This window comes from Qipengyuania flava (assembly GCF_011762005.1).
In the GTDB taxonomy this organism is placed as follows: domain Bacteria; phylum Pseudomonadota; class Alphaproteobacteria; order Sphingomonadales; family Sphingomonadaceae; genus Qipengyuania; species Qipengyuania flava.
The window spans coordinates 948,364-962,618 of sequence record NZ_JAASQU010000001.1 but is presented as its reverse complement, the minus strand read 5'-3'; the positions used below and the strand labels follow the sequence as shown (position 1 = coordinate 962,618).

The 14,255-nt window shown below is 64.1% G+C and carries 13 protein-coding genes and 1 other RNA gene; 10 read left to right on the top strand and 4 right to left on the bottom strand.

The window, feature by feature from the left end; all coding sequences use genetic code 11:
• Nucleotides 1–32 precede the first annotated feature (32 nt).
• The 3 genes from FHS69_RS04680 to FHS69_RS04670 are packed head-to-tail and all read right to left on the bottom strand — an operon-like array spanning nt 33 to nt 4,015.
• Entirely contained in the window at nt 33–611 is a 579-nt protein-coding gene (locus FHS69_RS04680; protein WP_425128215.1) for a uracil-DNA glycosylase family protein, read from the bottom strand.
• Nucleotides 608–2,413: an ABC-F family ATP-binding cassette domain-containing protein gene (locus tag FHS69_RS04675; RefSeq protein ID WP_166776715.1), complete on the bottom strand. Its 1,806-nt coding sequence runs from the start codon at nt 2,411–2,413 to the stop codon at nt 608–610. The genes FHS69_RS04680 and FHS69_RS04675 overlap by 4 nt, the downstream gene beginning before the upstream one ends.
• A 42-nt stretch (nt 2,414–2,455) precedes the next feature.
• Nucleotides 2,456–4,015 carry an amidohydrolase family protein gene (locus FHS69_RS04670; RefSeq protein ID WP_166776714.1) on the bottom strand — a complete coding sequence of 520 codons (1,560 nt, stop codon included), beginning with the start codon at nt 4,013–4,015 and terminating at the stop codon, nt 2,456–2,458.
• Nucleotides 4,016–4,141: 126 nt separating this feature from the next.
• Here FHS69_RS04670 and FHS69_RS04665 point away from each other — a divergent pair, with 126 nt between their 5' ends.
• The 4 genes from FHS69_RS04665 to FHS69_RS04650 all read left to right on the top strand — a co-directional run bounded on the left by FHS69_RS04665 (nt 4,142) and on the right by FHS69_RS04650 (nt 7,429).
• Nucleotides 4,142–4,861, top strand: a complete 720-nt coding sequence (locus tag FHS69_RS04665; protein ID WP_166776713.1) for an SIMPL domain-containing protein — start codon at nt 4,142–4,144, stop codon at nt 4,859–4,861.
• Between the two features lie 68 nt (nt 4,862–4,929).
• On the top strand, nt 4,930–5,238 hold the full coding sequence (locus FHS69_RS04660) for a PepSY domain-containing protein (protein WP_067469704.1): 309 nt from the start codon (nt 4,930–4,932) through the stop codon (nt 5,236–5,238).
• Nucleotides 5,239–5,322: 84 nt separating this feature from the next.
• A complete protein-coding gene (locus tag FHS69_RS04655; protein WP_067469706.1) occupies nt 5,323–6,000 on the top strand; it encodes a response regulator transcription factor in 678 nt (225 codons plus the stop codon).
• The gene (locus FHS69_RS04650) at nt 5,951–7,429 is read left to right on the top strand and encodes a sensor histidine kinase (protein WP_425128214.1); all 1,479 of its coding nucleotides are present in this window, start codon (nt 5,951–5,953) and stop codon (nt 7,427–7,429) included. Before FHS69_RS04655 ends, FHS69_RS04650 begins: the two co-directional genes overlap by 50 nt.
• 6 nt (nt 7,430–7,435) lie before the next feature.
• Here the strand turns inward: FHS69_RS04650 and FHS69_RS04645 are convergent, their stop codons facing one another.
• Nucleotides 7,436–7,732, bottom strand: coding sequence for a chorismate mutase (locus tag FHS69_RS04645; protein WP_067469708.1), 297 nt, complete (start codon nt 7,730–7,732; stop codon nt 7,436–7,438).
• 65 nt (nt 7,733–7,797) lie between these two features.
• Here FHS69_RS04645 and FHS69_RS04640 point away from each other — a divergent pair, with 65 nt between their 5' ends.
• The 6 genes from FHS69_RS04640 to FHS69_RS04615 all read left to right on the top strand — a co-directional run bounded on the left by FHS69_RS04640 (nt 7,798) and on the right by FHS69_RS04615 (nt 13,919).
• Nucleotides 7,798–8,814 (top strand): polyprenyl synthetase family protein, encoded by a 1,017-nt coding sequence (locus FHS69_RS04640; RefSeq protein WP_166776712.1) that lies wholly within the window; start codon nt 7,798–7,800, stop codon nt 8,812–8,814.
• Nucleotides 8,815–8,834: 20 nt separating this feature from the next.
• Nucleotides 8,835–11,261 carry an ATP-dependent helicase HrpB gene (gene hrpB / locus FHS69_RS04635; protein ID WP_166776711.1) on the top strand — a complete coding sequence of 809 codons (2,427 nt, stop codon included), beginning with the start codon at nt 8,835–8,837 and terminating at the stop codon, nt 11,259–11,261.
• A gap of 16 nt (nt 11,262–11,277) precedes the next feature.
• Nucleotides 11,278–11,556, top strand: coding sequence for an ETC complex I subunit (locus FHS69_RS04630; RefSeq protein WP_067469714.1), 279 nt, complete (start codon nt 11,278–11,280; stop codon nt 11,554–11,556).
• 34 nt (nt 11,557–11,590) lie between these two features.
• An RNA gene (ffs, locus tag FHS69_RS04625) (signal recognition particle sRNA small type) lies at nt 11,591–11,685 on the top strand.
• 60 nt (nt 11,686–11,745) lie between these two features.
• Nucleotides 11,746–13,587 (top strand): DNA polymerase III subunit gamma/tau, encoded by a 1,842-nt coding sequence (locus tag FHS69_RS04620; protein ID WP_166776710.1) that lies wholly within the window; start codon nt 11,746–11,748, stop codon nt 13,585–13,587.
• Complete coding sequence (locus FHS69_RS04615; RefSeq protein ID WP_067469720.1) at nt 13,584–13,919, top strand: YbaB/EbfC family nucleoid-associated protein; 336 nt, start codon at nt 13,584–13,586, stop codon at nt 13,917–13,919. Before FHS69_RS04620 ends, FHS69_RS04615 begins: the two co-directional genes overlap by 4 nt.
• Nucleotides 13,920–14,255: the final 336 nt, after the last annotated feature.

The window sequence follows — 14,255 nt, the reverse complement described above, 5'->3', positions numbered from 1 at the left end:
GTCCATGTCACGGGATCGGGCCTCGGCGTTTCCTAAATATGCCGCGCGATCGCCTCGCGCAGGACCGGTAGCACTTCGGCCTCGAACCACGGGTTCTGCCGCATCCACAGCGTCGAGCGCCAGGCCGGGTGCGGCAGCGGGATCGCGTGCGGCAGGTGGTCGCGAAAAGCGCGCACGCGTTCGGTCATCGAGAGCTTGCGGGTCTGCGGCAGGTAGTGTGCCTGGGCATAGGTGCCGACCAGCAGCGTCAACCGGTCGTCAGGCAGTACGTCGAGCACGCGGGCGTGCCATTGCGGAGCGCATTCGCGGCGCGGGGGCTTGTCGCCGCCGCTCGCCTTGCCGGGATAGCAGAACCCCATCGGGACCAGCGCCACGCGCGCCGGGTCGTACATTTGCGCCTTGGTCAGACCGGTCCATTCACGCAGCCGGTCGCCGCTGGCGTCGTCCCACGGGATGCCGCTTTCATGGACCTTCGATCCGGGCGCCTGGCCGATGATAAGCAACCGCGCGGTTGCCGAAAAGCTGGCCACGGGACGCACGCCGTGAGGCAGGTGCCCGGCACAGGTGCGACAAGCGGCGATCGCGGCGCGCAGCTCCTCTTCGGGGCTCACGCCTCGATCTGTTCGGCCAGTTCCAGCCATCGCTCCTCGGCCGCGTCCTTCTCGGTCCGCGCGTTCTCGATCCCCTTGGAGATATTAGCGAAACGCTGCGGATCGGCGGTGTAGAGTTCCGGATCGGACAGGATGGCCTCGCCCTTGGCAATGGCCGCCTCGAGTTCCTCGATCCGCGCAGGCAGCAGCTCGTAGTCGCGCTGGTCCTTGTAGGAGAGCTTGGTCGACTTGGGGGCCGGCGGTGGGGGCGGGGCGGGCTTGTCCGCCGGCTTGGCAGCCTTCGCCTTGCCCGCGACCGGCTCGCGGCGCTTGCGTTCCCAGTCCTCATAGCCGCCCGCGACCACGTCGATCCTGCCGCTGCCGTCGAGGCCCAGCGTGATCGTCACCGTCCGATCGAGAAAGTCGCGATCATGGCTCACGATCAGCACGGTGCCTTCGTAATCGGCGATGACCTCCTGCAGCAGGTCAAGCGTCTCGAGGTCGAGGTCGTTGGTCGGCTCGTCGAGCACCAGCAGGTTCGACGCCTTGGCGAATTCGCGCGCCAGCAGCAGTCGGCTGCGTTCGCCGCCCGACAGCACGCCGACGCGCATATCGACGATCTTCGGGTCGAACAGGAAGTCCTTGAGGTAGGCCTGGACATGCTTGCGATTGCCGCGCACGTCGATCCAGTCGCCGCCTTCGGCCAGCACCTGTCGCACGGTCTTGTCGGCGGTAAGCAGCTGGCGCTGCTGGTCGATCATCACCCCTGTCAGCGTCTTGGCGATCTCGACGCTGCCGCTGTCGGGTTCGAGTTCGCCCGTCAGCATCTTGAGCAGCGTGGTCTTGCCCGCGCCATTCGCACCGACGATGCCGATCCGGTCACCGCGCTGGATGCGCAGGCTGAACGGCTTGATGATTGTGCGATCGCCATAGGACTTGCTGATGTTGTCCGCGGTGATGACCGACTTCGACTTGAAGTCCTCTTCGGTTGCCAGCTTGAGCTTCGCCGTGCCGCCAGCCGATATCATCGAGGCGCGTTGCGCGCGCATCTGCCACAACTTCTCGAGCCGGCCCTGATTGCGCTTGCGCCGCGCGGTCACGCCGCGTTCGAGCCAGTGCGCTTCCAGCTTGAGCTTGGCGTCGAGCTTCTCCGCCGCGCGTGCTTCCTCGGCGTAGACCTGCTCTTCCCACGCCTCGTAGCCGCCGAAGCCGACTTCCTTGCGTCGCAGATTGCCGCGATCGAGCCACAGCGTCGAACGCGTCAGGCGCTTGAGGAACGTCCGGTCGTGGCTGATCACGACGAAGGCGCCGCGATAACGCTCGAGCCAGCCCTCAAGCCAGTCGATCGCGCCGAGGTCGAGATGGTTGGTCGGCTCGTCCATCAGCAGCAGGTCGGGGTCCTGCGCCAGCGCGCGTGCGATCGCTGCGCGGCGCTTCTCGCCCCCGCTTGCGCCCTTGGTCTCGCGCGACATCTCGATGCCGAGCTGCCCGGCGATCGCTTCGACCTCGTGCTCCTGCGGGGCGTGCTCGCCCGCCAGTGCCCAATCCATCAGCGTTGCATGGCCGGTGAGATCAGGATCCTGTTCGAGCAACACCACTCGTAGCGCGGGCTTGGTCTTGCGCTGCCCGGCATCGGTTTCGACGCGCCCGTCGATCATGCGGAACAGCGTGGTCTTGCCAACGCCGTTGCGGCCGATCAGCGCGATGCGGTCGCGCGGACCGATATGCAGGTCCAGCGGGTCGTGATCGGGTCCGCCGAACAGCCATTTGCCGCCCTGCTGCAGGGCCATGCCTTCGAGGCTGAGGATGGGAGGCTGTGCCATAGGCCGCGCGAGGTAGGCGCGCTTGGCCCCCGCCGCAAGCCGTCAGCGCGTAGCGCGCTGCTCCTCGACCATGCGTGCGACGTCGGCAAGCAGCGCCGGCGCATCGAAGAGGATACCGTCCTTGACGGTCCAGCGTACGCCGCCGACCTGCTCGATCGCACCGGTTTCGCGGTTGAGCCGCGTGTGCCCGGTGCCGTAGAGCACCTTGAGATTGGCCAGCGGATTCTCGGGCACGATCACGAGGTCGGCCAGTTGGCCCACGGCGATCCTGCCCATCGGCGGCTCCTTGTCCATCGGTTCGTAGAGCGAACGCGCACCGTCCAGTGTGGCCGCACGGATCACGGCGAGCGGGGAAAGACCCGCTTCGCGCAACATCTCGAGCTCGCCGATATAGGCGAAACCCCACGTCTGGTAGATATAGCCCGGATCCGAACCCGCCGTCACACGACCGCCGCGATCGTGGAAGTCTTTCACCAAGTCGAACCATTTGGCGTAGAACCCGCGCCAGGCGACCTCGTCTTCGCTGGTCCAGTCCTTGTAATAGCTGCCATGATTGGTCGCGCTGGGAGCGTAGAAATTCATCAGCGAGGGCAGGGTGTAACGTTCGTGCCAATCGAAGGTGCGCGCGCGCATCACATCGCGGCTGGCGGAATAGATGTTGAAAGTGGGGCTTAGTGTTACGCCTTCATCCACCAGCAGGTCGACATATTCGTCCCATTTGGCCTCGCCCGGTTCGACCGCCTGCGGGGCGAGCCGTGCGACCCAGCCGAAGCGCGACTGCTCGTCGAAATAATTGTAGTCTTCCGGATAGTAAGGCAGCCCGTCCTTCAGCAGGCTTTCGAAATGGCCGTAGAAATGGGTGACGTCGTCCAGGCCGAGTTCCACCGCCTTGCGCGCGTTCACTTCGGCGACGCCGGTCTGCGCGAGATGCGCCACCGTGCCCATCTGCAACTTCTCGGCTTCGTCGAAGGCGGCCGCGAAAACCTCGGGCGAGGAGCCGTTGAAGAACTTCACGCCCCAATAGCCCTGCGCTTTCGCCCAGCGCACCCATTCGCGCGCCTTGGCCGGGGTGTCGGGCCCACCGCCAGCCCATTTGTCGCCGAACACCGCATAGGGAATCAGTCGCGGCGCGGTGATCGTGTTGGCCGCGCTGCGGCGCGCGTCCGCGATATCGGGTGTGCCCGCCCCGAAATAGAAACTCACCCCGCGCACCGTGGTTACGCCATGCGCCAGCCAAAGCTTGTAACCATAGGACGGGTTGGGCGCTTTCGCAGCGTCGCCATTGTGACCATGCACATCGACGAAACCGGGGAGCGCGTACATGCCATTCGCATCGACCACGCGCTGAGCGGTTTCGAGTTCGCCCGCTGGTGCACCACCCGGATAAAGCGCCGCGATACGGTTGTCTTCGATCACGATGTCGATCGGGCCGGCGGGCGGAGCGCCGCTACCTTCGATAACGGTCGCCCCGCGGATTATCAGCTTGCCGAAGGGGCCTTCGCCTTCGCCCGCCGGGCGATCAGGCACCCGTTCCATCTGCGCTGCCAGTGGTTGCGTGGCGAGGGCGGCGAGTGCCGCCAGTGCGATCTTCAAGGCTTTCATCGGTTCCCCCTTCGCTCGGCCACCGGATTCCACCCGGGCGATACCGGGGTTTGCGGGAACCCTTGCGTTCAGCAAGCCGTAAAGCTGCAAAGCAGATAGTCCGTCCGACCAATGAGGAGCAAGCCCATGATCCGTTTTGCAATTCCCGCTCTCGCCGCCACCGGTATCGCCGCCAGCGCCCACGCCGCAGAAGTACAGGTGCAGGCACAGGGGCCGGTGGTCGAGCTGTCGGTTTCCGAAACTGTCGATGCCAAGCCCGACATCGTCAAAATCGGCGCGGGGGTGACCAGCCAGGCGGACACGGCGGTCGAGGCCATGCGGCTCAATGCGCGCGAGATGACGGCGGTGATCGATCGTATCAAAGCGCTGGGTATCGACGAGGACGATATCCAGACAACCGGCATCAACCTCAACGCGCAGTATGATTACGACCAATCGACCCGGCGTCAGGTTTTCCGCGGCTATCAGGCATCGAACCGCGTGAGCGCGACGCTGCGCGAGGTCGAACGCGCCGGCGAAGTGCTCGATGCGCTTGTCGCCGCGGGTGCGACCGATATCAATGGCCCGAGTTTCTCGCTGGAGAACGACGAGGGGCCTCGCGCCCAGGCCCGTCGCGCCGCCTTCGACAGCGCACGCGAACGGGCACAGGAATATGCGCAATGGTCGGGATATACCGGTGTGCGCCTGCTCGAGGTGAATGAATCCGTCGTCCGCGGCGGACCCGTCCCCTATGCCAAAGCGGATGGCCGCATGATGGCCGAGGCCTCAGCCGCGCCGACCCCGGTCGAACCCGGACTGGTCGGGACGCAGGTCTCGCTTACGGTCAAATTCGAGATGACGCGCTGAACTCGTCTTGGCGGGTCGGCAGGCATTCACCCCTTGTTCAATGCCCTCGGGCTAGGCACACAGGCATCATGTCGCGCATTTTCGCATCCCTTCTTGCCTTCGGTCTCATCGCCGGGCCGATTGCTGCCGAACCCGCTTTTGCGCAGCAGCGTCGCTCCGAACAGGGCGAGGCGCGACGCGAGATGAATGCCGGGAACATCATGGAGTTGCGCGATATCGAGGCGCGGATCCTGCCGACCATGCGCGGGGCCGACTATCTTGGTCCCGCCTATGACTCGGCCGCGATGGCCTACCGCCTGAAGTTCATCAAGGATGGCCGGGTCATGTATGTCGATGTCGATGCCCGCACCGGCAAGGTCCTGCGGCGCAGCCGCTGATTTGCGTCGCGGTGGCCCCGTTCAGGTTGACGCGTTCACCTACATGAACGAAACGCGTCACAAACAATCCGAGGACGGACATTTATGCGTATCCTGATCGTCGAGGACGAGCCCACCCTGGGCCAGCAGCTCAAGTCGACGCTCGAGCAGAACGGCTATGCGGTGGACCTGTCCACCGATGGTGAAGACGGGCACTTCCTTGGCAGTACCGAAGAATACGACGCGGTAATCCTCGATCTCGGTCTGCCCGAGATCGACGGGCTGACCGTGTTGGGCATGTGGCGCAAGGAAGGCCGCAAGTTCCCCGTCCTGGTGCTCACAGCGCGCGACAGCTGGTCTGACAAGGTCGCGGGGCTGGACGCGGGCGCGGATGATTATCTCGCCAAGCCATTCCAGACCGAGGAACTGATCGCTCGCCTTCGCGCGTTGATCCGTCGTGCGTCAGGCAACACCTCCTCCGAATTGACCGCGGGCGACGTCCGCCTCGATACCCGTTCGGGTCGCGTCACGCTCAAGGGCGAACCGGTCAAGCTGACCGCGCAGGAATACAAGCTGCTGAGCTATCTGATGCACCACAAGGGCAAGGTGGTCAGCCGCACCGAACTGATCGAGCATATCTACGATCAGGATTTCGACCGCGATTCCAATACGATCGAGGTCTTCGTTACCCGCATCCGCAAGAAATTGGGTGCGGAAGTGATCACGACGATCCGTGGACTCGGCTACAGCCTCGACGACCCCGCCGACCAGCCGCGCGCCTGATCCGGCGTCGGAGCAGCGGCTGGCGGTCGGGCAAACCCCGTCGACGGATGCTGCTGCCGACGATCCGGTAATTATCGCGAAGCCGCCCGCGCGCCGCAGCCTTGCGCGCCGCATGATGGCGATCGCCGCGGTCTGGATCGGGGTACTGCTGCTCGCGGGTGGCTTTGCACTCGATCGCACGCTGGTACGCTTGGTCGAGGACAATTTCGACGAGCAGCTCGAATATGTGCAGACCGCGCTGATCACTTCCGCCGAAATCGACAGTTTCGGTGACGTGCAGCTTTATCGATCGCTAGGCGACCAGCGGTTTCTCGAACCCAATAGCGGGGTCTATTGGCAGATCACTGGCGAGGGACACCAGCCATTCCCCAGCCGCAGCCTGTGGGACCGCAGTCTCAAGGTCCAGGGCGATCATTTCGACAACGAGCCGCATTTCTACAATTCCGACCAGTTCGAGGATGAACCCCTGCGGATCGTCGAACGTACCGTTATCCTGCCCGACAGCGATACGCGCTGGACCTTTGCCGTGGCTTCGGCGCGGGGCGAGCTGGATTACCAGATCATCCGTATCCGTTCGATCCTGGTATGGAGTTTCGCGGTCCTCGGGCTGGGGCTGATGGCCATGGCGATGCTGCAAAGCTGGTATGGTCTTTCACCGCTGCGGCGTGTGCGCGATGCGATCCAGGCAATGCGCACCCAGGGCACCAACCGGATTACCGAGCCGCTGCCAATCGAGGTCGAGCCGCTGGTCGACGAGATCAACGCCCTGCTGACGCATACCGAACAGCAGGCCGAGGAGGCGCGCATGCATGCGGGCAATCTCGCGCATGCGCTCAAGACGCCATTGACGGTTCTGACCAATGCCGCGACCGCACATGATCCGCGTCTGTCAGATCTCGTCTGCCGCGAGACCAAGACCATGCAACGCCATGTCGAGCACCATCTGGCGCGCGCGCGGGCGGTGGGCCGACGTGCAAGCGGGCATGCACGCGCGGAAGTGTGGCCGAGCGCCGAAAGCGTATTGCGCGCGGTAACCCGGATCTACGATCAGACGCGTTTCGACCTCGACGGCAATCGTGATGCCGCCGTGACAATGGAGCGGCAGGATCTCGACGAAATTCTTGGCAATCTGATCGAGAACGCCGCAAAGTACGGCGGTGGAAGCGTTTTCGTGACGATCGACGCCGACCGTAGCGCCGAGCAATGCATCATTTGGATCGAAGACGACGGCATGGGCATCCCCGAAAGCGAACGCACGCGCATCTTCGATCGCGGTGCACGGCTCGATACGGGCAAGCCGGGGACCGGGCTGGGTCTCGCAATCGTGCGCGACGTGATCGAAATCTATGGCGGGTCGGTCGAGCTTGGCGAAAGCGAGGACCTGGGCGGTCTGCTGGTCAGCCTGAGCCTGCCGCGCAGCGCGCTTTGAAGAAAGTCACCGCCCGGCCGCGCGTTCATGGTGCCGGATCACCTCATCGATGATGAAGCGCAGGAATTTTTCGCTGAATTCGGGGTCCAGTTCGCTGTCTTCGGCGAGCCGCCGCAGCCTTGCGATCTGTTCCTTTTCGCGGTTCGGATCGGCTGGCGGCAGCGTCACCTTCGCCTTGTATTCGCCGACAGCCTGCGTGATCCGGAACCGCTCGGCGAGCATGTGGATCAGCGCGGCATCGATATTGTCGATGCTCTTGCGAAAGCCGGCGAGAACCGGGTCGGGCGTGGGTGCGTCGGACATGCGGGCAGGCTAACAAGAAATCGACGCTTGCCAAGAAAGCTTGCGCAGACCATGGCCAAGCCGAAATGTCTGCCGACGTAATTACATTGCCGCGCAAGGAGCCCGAAGGATCGATCGAGCCGATGCTGGCTCTCACCGCTCCGGGCATGAACCAGGTCAACCAGGTCATCCTCGACCGGATGCAAAGCGAGGTGCCGCTGATTCCGGCGCTTGCGGGGCATCTGATCTCGGGAGGAGGCAAGCGGCTGCGCCCGATGCTGACGCTCGCGGGGGCGGAACTGGTCGGCTACAGCGGCAACCGGCATTACAAGCTGGCCGCGGCGGTAGAGTTCATTCACACCGCGACCCTGCTGCACGACGATGTCGTCGACGGCAGCGATCTACGCCGCGGCAAGGCGGCCGCCAACATCATCTACGGCAATCCCGCGACCGTGCTGGTGGGCGATTTCCTCTTCAGCCGTTCGTTCGAGCTGATGACCGAGGACGGCAGCCTCAAGGTGCTCAAGATCCTCTCTGGAGCATCCGCGATCATTGCCGAAGGCGAGGTCGACCAGCTGACCGCGCAGCGCAAGATCGATACCAGCGAAGAGCGCTATCTGCACATCATCCGCGCGAAGACCGCCGCGCTGTTCGCCGCCGCTAGCCGTATCGCCGCAGTCGTCGCCGAGTGCAGCGACGAGCAGGAGCAGGCGCTCGACGAATACGGCCGCAACCTCGGGGTTGCATTCCAGTTGGTCGATGACGCGCTGGATTACGATTCCAATGCCGCCGCCATGGGCAAGGATCGCGGCGACGATTTCCGCGAAGGCAAGATGACGCTGCCGGTGATCCTCGCTTATGCGCGGGGAAGCGCGGATGAGCGCGAGTTCTGGAAGGCCGCGATCGGCGGGTTCAAGACCAGCGACGCTGATCTCGATCATGCGATCGAACTGATCGACCGCCATCACGCGGTGGACGACACCAAGGCACGCGCGCGGCATTTCGCGCAGCGTGCAATCGATGCGCTGTCGATCTTCCCCGACAGCAGCGCGCGCCAGGCGATGACCCAGGCGGCGCTGTTCGCCGTGGCACGCGGCTACTGATCCGTTCTGGGGGCGCCGGCATGGCCGACCTGCCGATCCTCTCAGTCATCCCCGAATTGCTCGATGCCTTGCGCGAGCAAGGATGCGGCGTGCTGGTCGCGCCACCGGGGGCAGGCAAGACCACCGCGGTTGCTCCCGCGCTGCTGGAACAGGGTTGGTGCAGCGGCACGGTCATCCTCACGTCGCCGCGTCGTGTCGCCGCGCGCGCCGCCGCCGAACGCATGGCGCAGACGTTGGGCGAAAAGCCCGGCGAAACTGTGGGGTATGTGACGCGGCTGGACAGCAAGCGCTCCGCGCGCACACGCGTCCTCGTCGTGACCGAAGCGATTTTCGTGAACATGATCCTTGCCGATCCTGAACTTGCGGGCGTTTCTGCGGTGCTGTTCGACGAAGCGCACGAACGCCATCTGGACAGCGATCTCGGACTGGCGCTGGCATCGGAAAGCCGCGCCGTCCTGCGCGAAGACCTTCGGGTTCTGGTCATGTCGGCGACCATCGACGGCAGCCGCTTCGCCGAATTGCTGGGTGATCGTGCACAGGTCATCGAAAGCGAAGGCCGTGCCTATCCGCTGGAGATCGAATGGCTGGGATCGTCTCCGCAGCTTCCTGTCGAGGATGCAATGGTCGAGGCCATCGTAACCGCCTGGCGCGAGCAGAAGGGCGACATCCTCGGCTTCCTGCCCGGCGTGCGCGAGATCGAGCGTGTTCGCGAACGGCTCGAAAAGAGGCTGCCGGACGCGCTATTGTTGCCATTACATGGGCAGGTCGAACCAGCAGCGCAGCGTGCCGCGATCCGCCGGGATCCGGACGGACGCCGCCGGATCGTGCTGGCAACAGCGATTGCCGAAACGTCGTTGACCTTGGACGGGGTGTCGGTGGTGGTCGATGCGGGCCTGTCGCGGCGGGCCGAGTTCGATCGCGCTGCCGGGACCACGCATCTCGTCACGCACCGGGCGAGCCAGGCGGCAGCGGCACAGCGAGCGGGTCGTGCGGCCCGGCAAGGCCCCGGGGTCGCCTATCGCCTTTGGGAAGAAGGGGGCCATGGCGGTCGGCCACCCTATGATCCGCCCGAAATGGTCACCGCCGACCTCGCTCCGCTCGTCCTGTCGCTCGCGCAATGGGGGACCGCCGATCCAGACAGCCTTGCGTGGCTCGATCCGCCGCCCGCAGCCTCGGTCGATGCCGCTCGCTCGACACTTTCGGCGCTGGGTGCGCTCGACGAGGCGGGGCGGATAACCGAGCGCGGTACCAAGCTCGCGCAACTCCCGCTCGATCCGCAGGGCGCAGCGACCATCCTGTTCGGTGCAGAGCGTGGTGATGCTGAACGCGCGGCAAAAATCGCCTTATTGCTGCAGGAACGGTCGCTGGGAGGACGTGGCGAAGATCTCGACGTGCGCCTGACGCGCTGGAATGGCGAACGCGGACGCAAGGCGGAGGCCAGCCGCAAGCTGGCTTCGCGCTGGGCGCGGCGGGCGCAGGATCTGGTTGATGTGAAGAGTGCGGGGCAGGCGCCGCCGCCCGGAATTCATCTCGCTGCCGGTAGACCCGAGTTTATCGCCAAGCGCCGCGATGCACGGGGAGAGCAGTGGATTGCTGCAGGCGGCCGGGGCTTCGTGCTCGACCCGACCTCGACGCTGGCGCGGGCCGATTTCATCGTTGTGGGGGATGCGCAGGGGCAGGCAAAAGGCGCGCGAATTACAGCAGGCATTGCAGTCGGCGAGGGCGAGCTCGAACGCTGGTTTCCCGAGCGGATAGAACGCCGCAAGCTGCTCCGCTGGACCGGCGAAAGGGTCGAGGCGCGCGTGGAACGCAGGCTCGGAACAATCGTGCTGGCGCAGGGGCCCGACCCGGAACCGGACAGTGACGCGATTGTGGACATGCTTGTCGATAAAGTTCTGGAAAACCCGGCAAGGCTGGTTCCGCAGGATCTTCTCGCACGCGCTGCCTATGCCGGACTCGTTCAGTTCTCGCCAAGCTCGTTGCAAGAGTCTGCGTCGGTTTGGCTGCGCCCGCTGCTGGAAGGCAGGCGCGACCTCAAACTGTCCGGCGGCAAGCTTGCTGACGCCTTGCTCGGCGTGCTCGATTGGGAAAGTCGCAAGAAGCTCGACCGCGTAGCTCCGCGTGAATTCATCTCTCCTGCGGGGACATCGCATCGCATCGATTACGCGAGCGAGGATGCACCGAGCGTGGAGGTGCGCGTGCAGGCGCTGTTCGGGCTCGAAAGGCATCCCGTGATCGGTGAGGTGCCATTGCTGCTCAAGCTGACCAGTCCGGCCGGGCGCTCGATTCAGGCAACGCGCGATCTGCCAGGTTTCTGGCGCGGCAGTTGGGCTGATGTGCGTAAGGAGATGAAGGGGCGCTATCCCAAGCATCGCTGGCCGGAGGAACCGTGGGCCGAGGCGCCGAGTTTGAAGACCAAGAACGCCTTTTCAAAATCGGGAGGCTGAATTAGAGGCTTCGGTCATGTCTGCACGAATCTACCAGCGCCCGAAGAACGCCATGCAGTCGGGCAAGGCACGGACCGATGAATGGGTGCTCGAGTTCGAGCAGTCGGAGGCGCGCCATGCCGATCCGCTGATGGGCTGGACGGGCAGCGGCGATACGCAGGCCCAGGTGCAACTGACCTTCCCGAGCAAGGAAGAGGCCAAGGCTTACGCCGAGAAGTACGGCATCGTTGCACGCGTTCACGCGACCCCGCCAAAGAGCCTCAAGCTCCAGGCATACGCAGACAATTTTCGGTAATTGATTTTCTTCTCCGACGGCGCCATATGGCGCGCCGGGAGTCGGTCGGACGTTTGCGTTCGCTCACCGGGTCAGGTCCGGAAGGAAGCAGCCCAGGTGGATTGCGGCGGGTCGGCCGGCTCCTCTTACCCCCACAATTCGTCGGTTTAGCGGCATGACTTTTGTCACGCCAATGCCTACCTAGTCACCATGGGCGATTCACCGGACAATCCTGACGGCCTCCCGTGGGAGACCGCATCCGAAGAGGACGAGGCGCCGAGCGCTGCGGAGCTCGAGGATGCGGGGCAGGAATCGATGTTCGGCGGTCCGCCACCAGCGACATCTGCAGGCGAAACCCTGGAAGAACCGGCCGAACAGGCAGTTGCGGCATCGCAGCCGAGCGATGCTCCCGAAAGCGCTCAGCCAGAGCCCGCGCAGCCTTATCGTGTCCTAGCGCGCAAGTATCGGCCTCAAACCTTCGCCGAGCTCATCGGTCAGGAAGCAATGGTCCGCACGCTGGCCAATGCGATCGCGCGCGACCGATTGGCGCATGCCTTCCTGATGACCGGTGTTCGCGGGGTCGGCAAAACCTCTACCGCGCGCCTCATCGCCAAGGCGCTCAATTGCATCGGTCCCGACGGGCAGGGTGGCCCGACGATCAGTCCATGCGGTGTATGCGAACCGTGTCGTGCAATTGCCGAGGGCCGCCATATCGACGTGATCGAGATGGACGCGGCGAGCCACACGGGCGTGGACGATGTGCGCGAGATTATCGAGGCGGTTCGTTATGCGGCCGTTTCCGCGCGTTACAAGATCTACATCATCGACGAAGTTCACATGCTCTCGCGCAATGCGTTCAACGCCTTGCTCAAGACGCTGGAGGAACCCCCGGCGCATGTGAAGTTCCTGTTCGCCACGACCGAGGTCGAAAAACTGCCGGTGACCGTGCTCAGCCGGACCCAGCGTTTCGATCTGCGACGCATTCCTGTCGAACTGCTCGAGGCGCATTTCGCGGAAATCTGCCGCAAGGAAGGCGTCGAAGCCGAGACAGAGGCGTTGCATATCGTCGCGAATGCTGCCGAAGGTTCGGTGCGCGACGGCCTGTCGATCCTCGATCAGGCGATCGCGCATGCCGATCTCGATACCGACAGCAAGGTGACGGCTGAACGCGTACGCGACATGCTCGGTCTCGCGGACAAGAGCGCGCAACGCAGGCTGTTTGCGCATATGTTGAATGGCGAGGGCAAAGCGCTGCTGTCTGCCATTGACGAGCAATACGCACTCGGGGTCGAGCCGCTTGCCTTGTTGCGGGCACAGATGGATCTGGCGCATCGCATCACGGTTGCGCAGGTGTCTGGTGGCGAAGCGGAGGGCGTCAGCGCGGACGAGCGCGAGCAATTGGGCGACTGGGCCACCCGCTTGCCTGCCGGCCAATTGCACCGGCTGTGGCAATTGCTGCTCAAGGGGCACGAGGAAGTGCGCCTCGCCCCCGATCCGCTGGTCGCGCTGCGTATGGCGTTGCTGCGGACGCTGCATGCCGGGCAAATGCCCGATCCCGGTCGCCTCGCGAAGAAACTCGAAACGCTTGGCCAGTCCGGTCCGGCTCCGGCGCCGAGTGAAACTGGCGCGACACCTACGGATGCATCTCTGCAGGGGAGCCTGGATTGGGGCGAACTCGTCGAGGCGATCGACGCTTCGGGCATGATGCAGGAAGCCAGCATCATGCGGTTGCAGGTCCGTGTGGTCGAATTGTCCGATGGTTTGCTGCGTTACGGCCGAGACGCCAAGTTCAGCGATGATATCGGGAATGTCCTGCGCGATACTTTGCACCGGCACACCGGGAAGCGTTGGAGCGTCGAGGAAGTGCCTGGTGGCGCAGGGGCCCCCTCGCTGGTCGAGCTTATCGAAGCAGAGCGCGAACAGGCCGCCGCAGCGACGCGATCGCATCCGCTGGTGCGTGCGGCTTTCGATGCTTTCCCCGAAGCTGAATTGATCGACAATGGCGGCGCGGCTCCCCAGCGCCGCGAAATTCCATGGAGTAGAAACGCATGAATATGGAAGAAATGCTCGCACAGGCGCAGAAGGCTGCGGAAACTATCCAGAAGCAGATGGGCGACGCGCAGGCGAAACTCGATGAAATCGAGGTTGAAGGAACCGCAGGTGGCGGCCTGGTCAAGGTGCGTGCGACTGCAAGGGGCCGGATCCTCGGGGTCTCCATCGATGAGAGCATGATGAAGCCCGAAGAGAAACAGATGGTCGAAGACCTGGTTACCGCTGCGTTCAACGACGCCCGCGACCGTGCCGATCGCGTTTCCGCGCAGGAAATGGAAAAGATCCAGCAGGGTGCAGGGATCCCCGCCGGCTTCAAACTGCCTGGAATGTAAGACGCTCTGCTCGTCTTCCGGCGCCTACCCGATGATAGTGCCTATGCAGCGTCAGGCACCATGATCGGGCAGGCTCCAGCCCACCTGTAGTTTGCTGACAATGGGTCTGGTCAAGCTTCGCGCGGGTGTGCGCGACGCGCAGGATTGACGTCGCGGTTGCTGTCGAACACCCGCCAGCCCTGTTTGTCGCGAATGAGCGGCTTCTCGCAGCGCTCGCAATTGGTGCGGAAGTTGACCCCATCGTCCCACACTCGTCGTCGATTTACCCGATGACCGCTGACTTTGCAGATAAGCGAATCAAACATCTATCTGACTCCAAAGGAAATGCAATTTCCT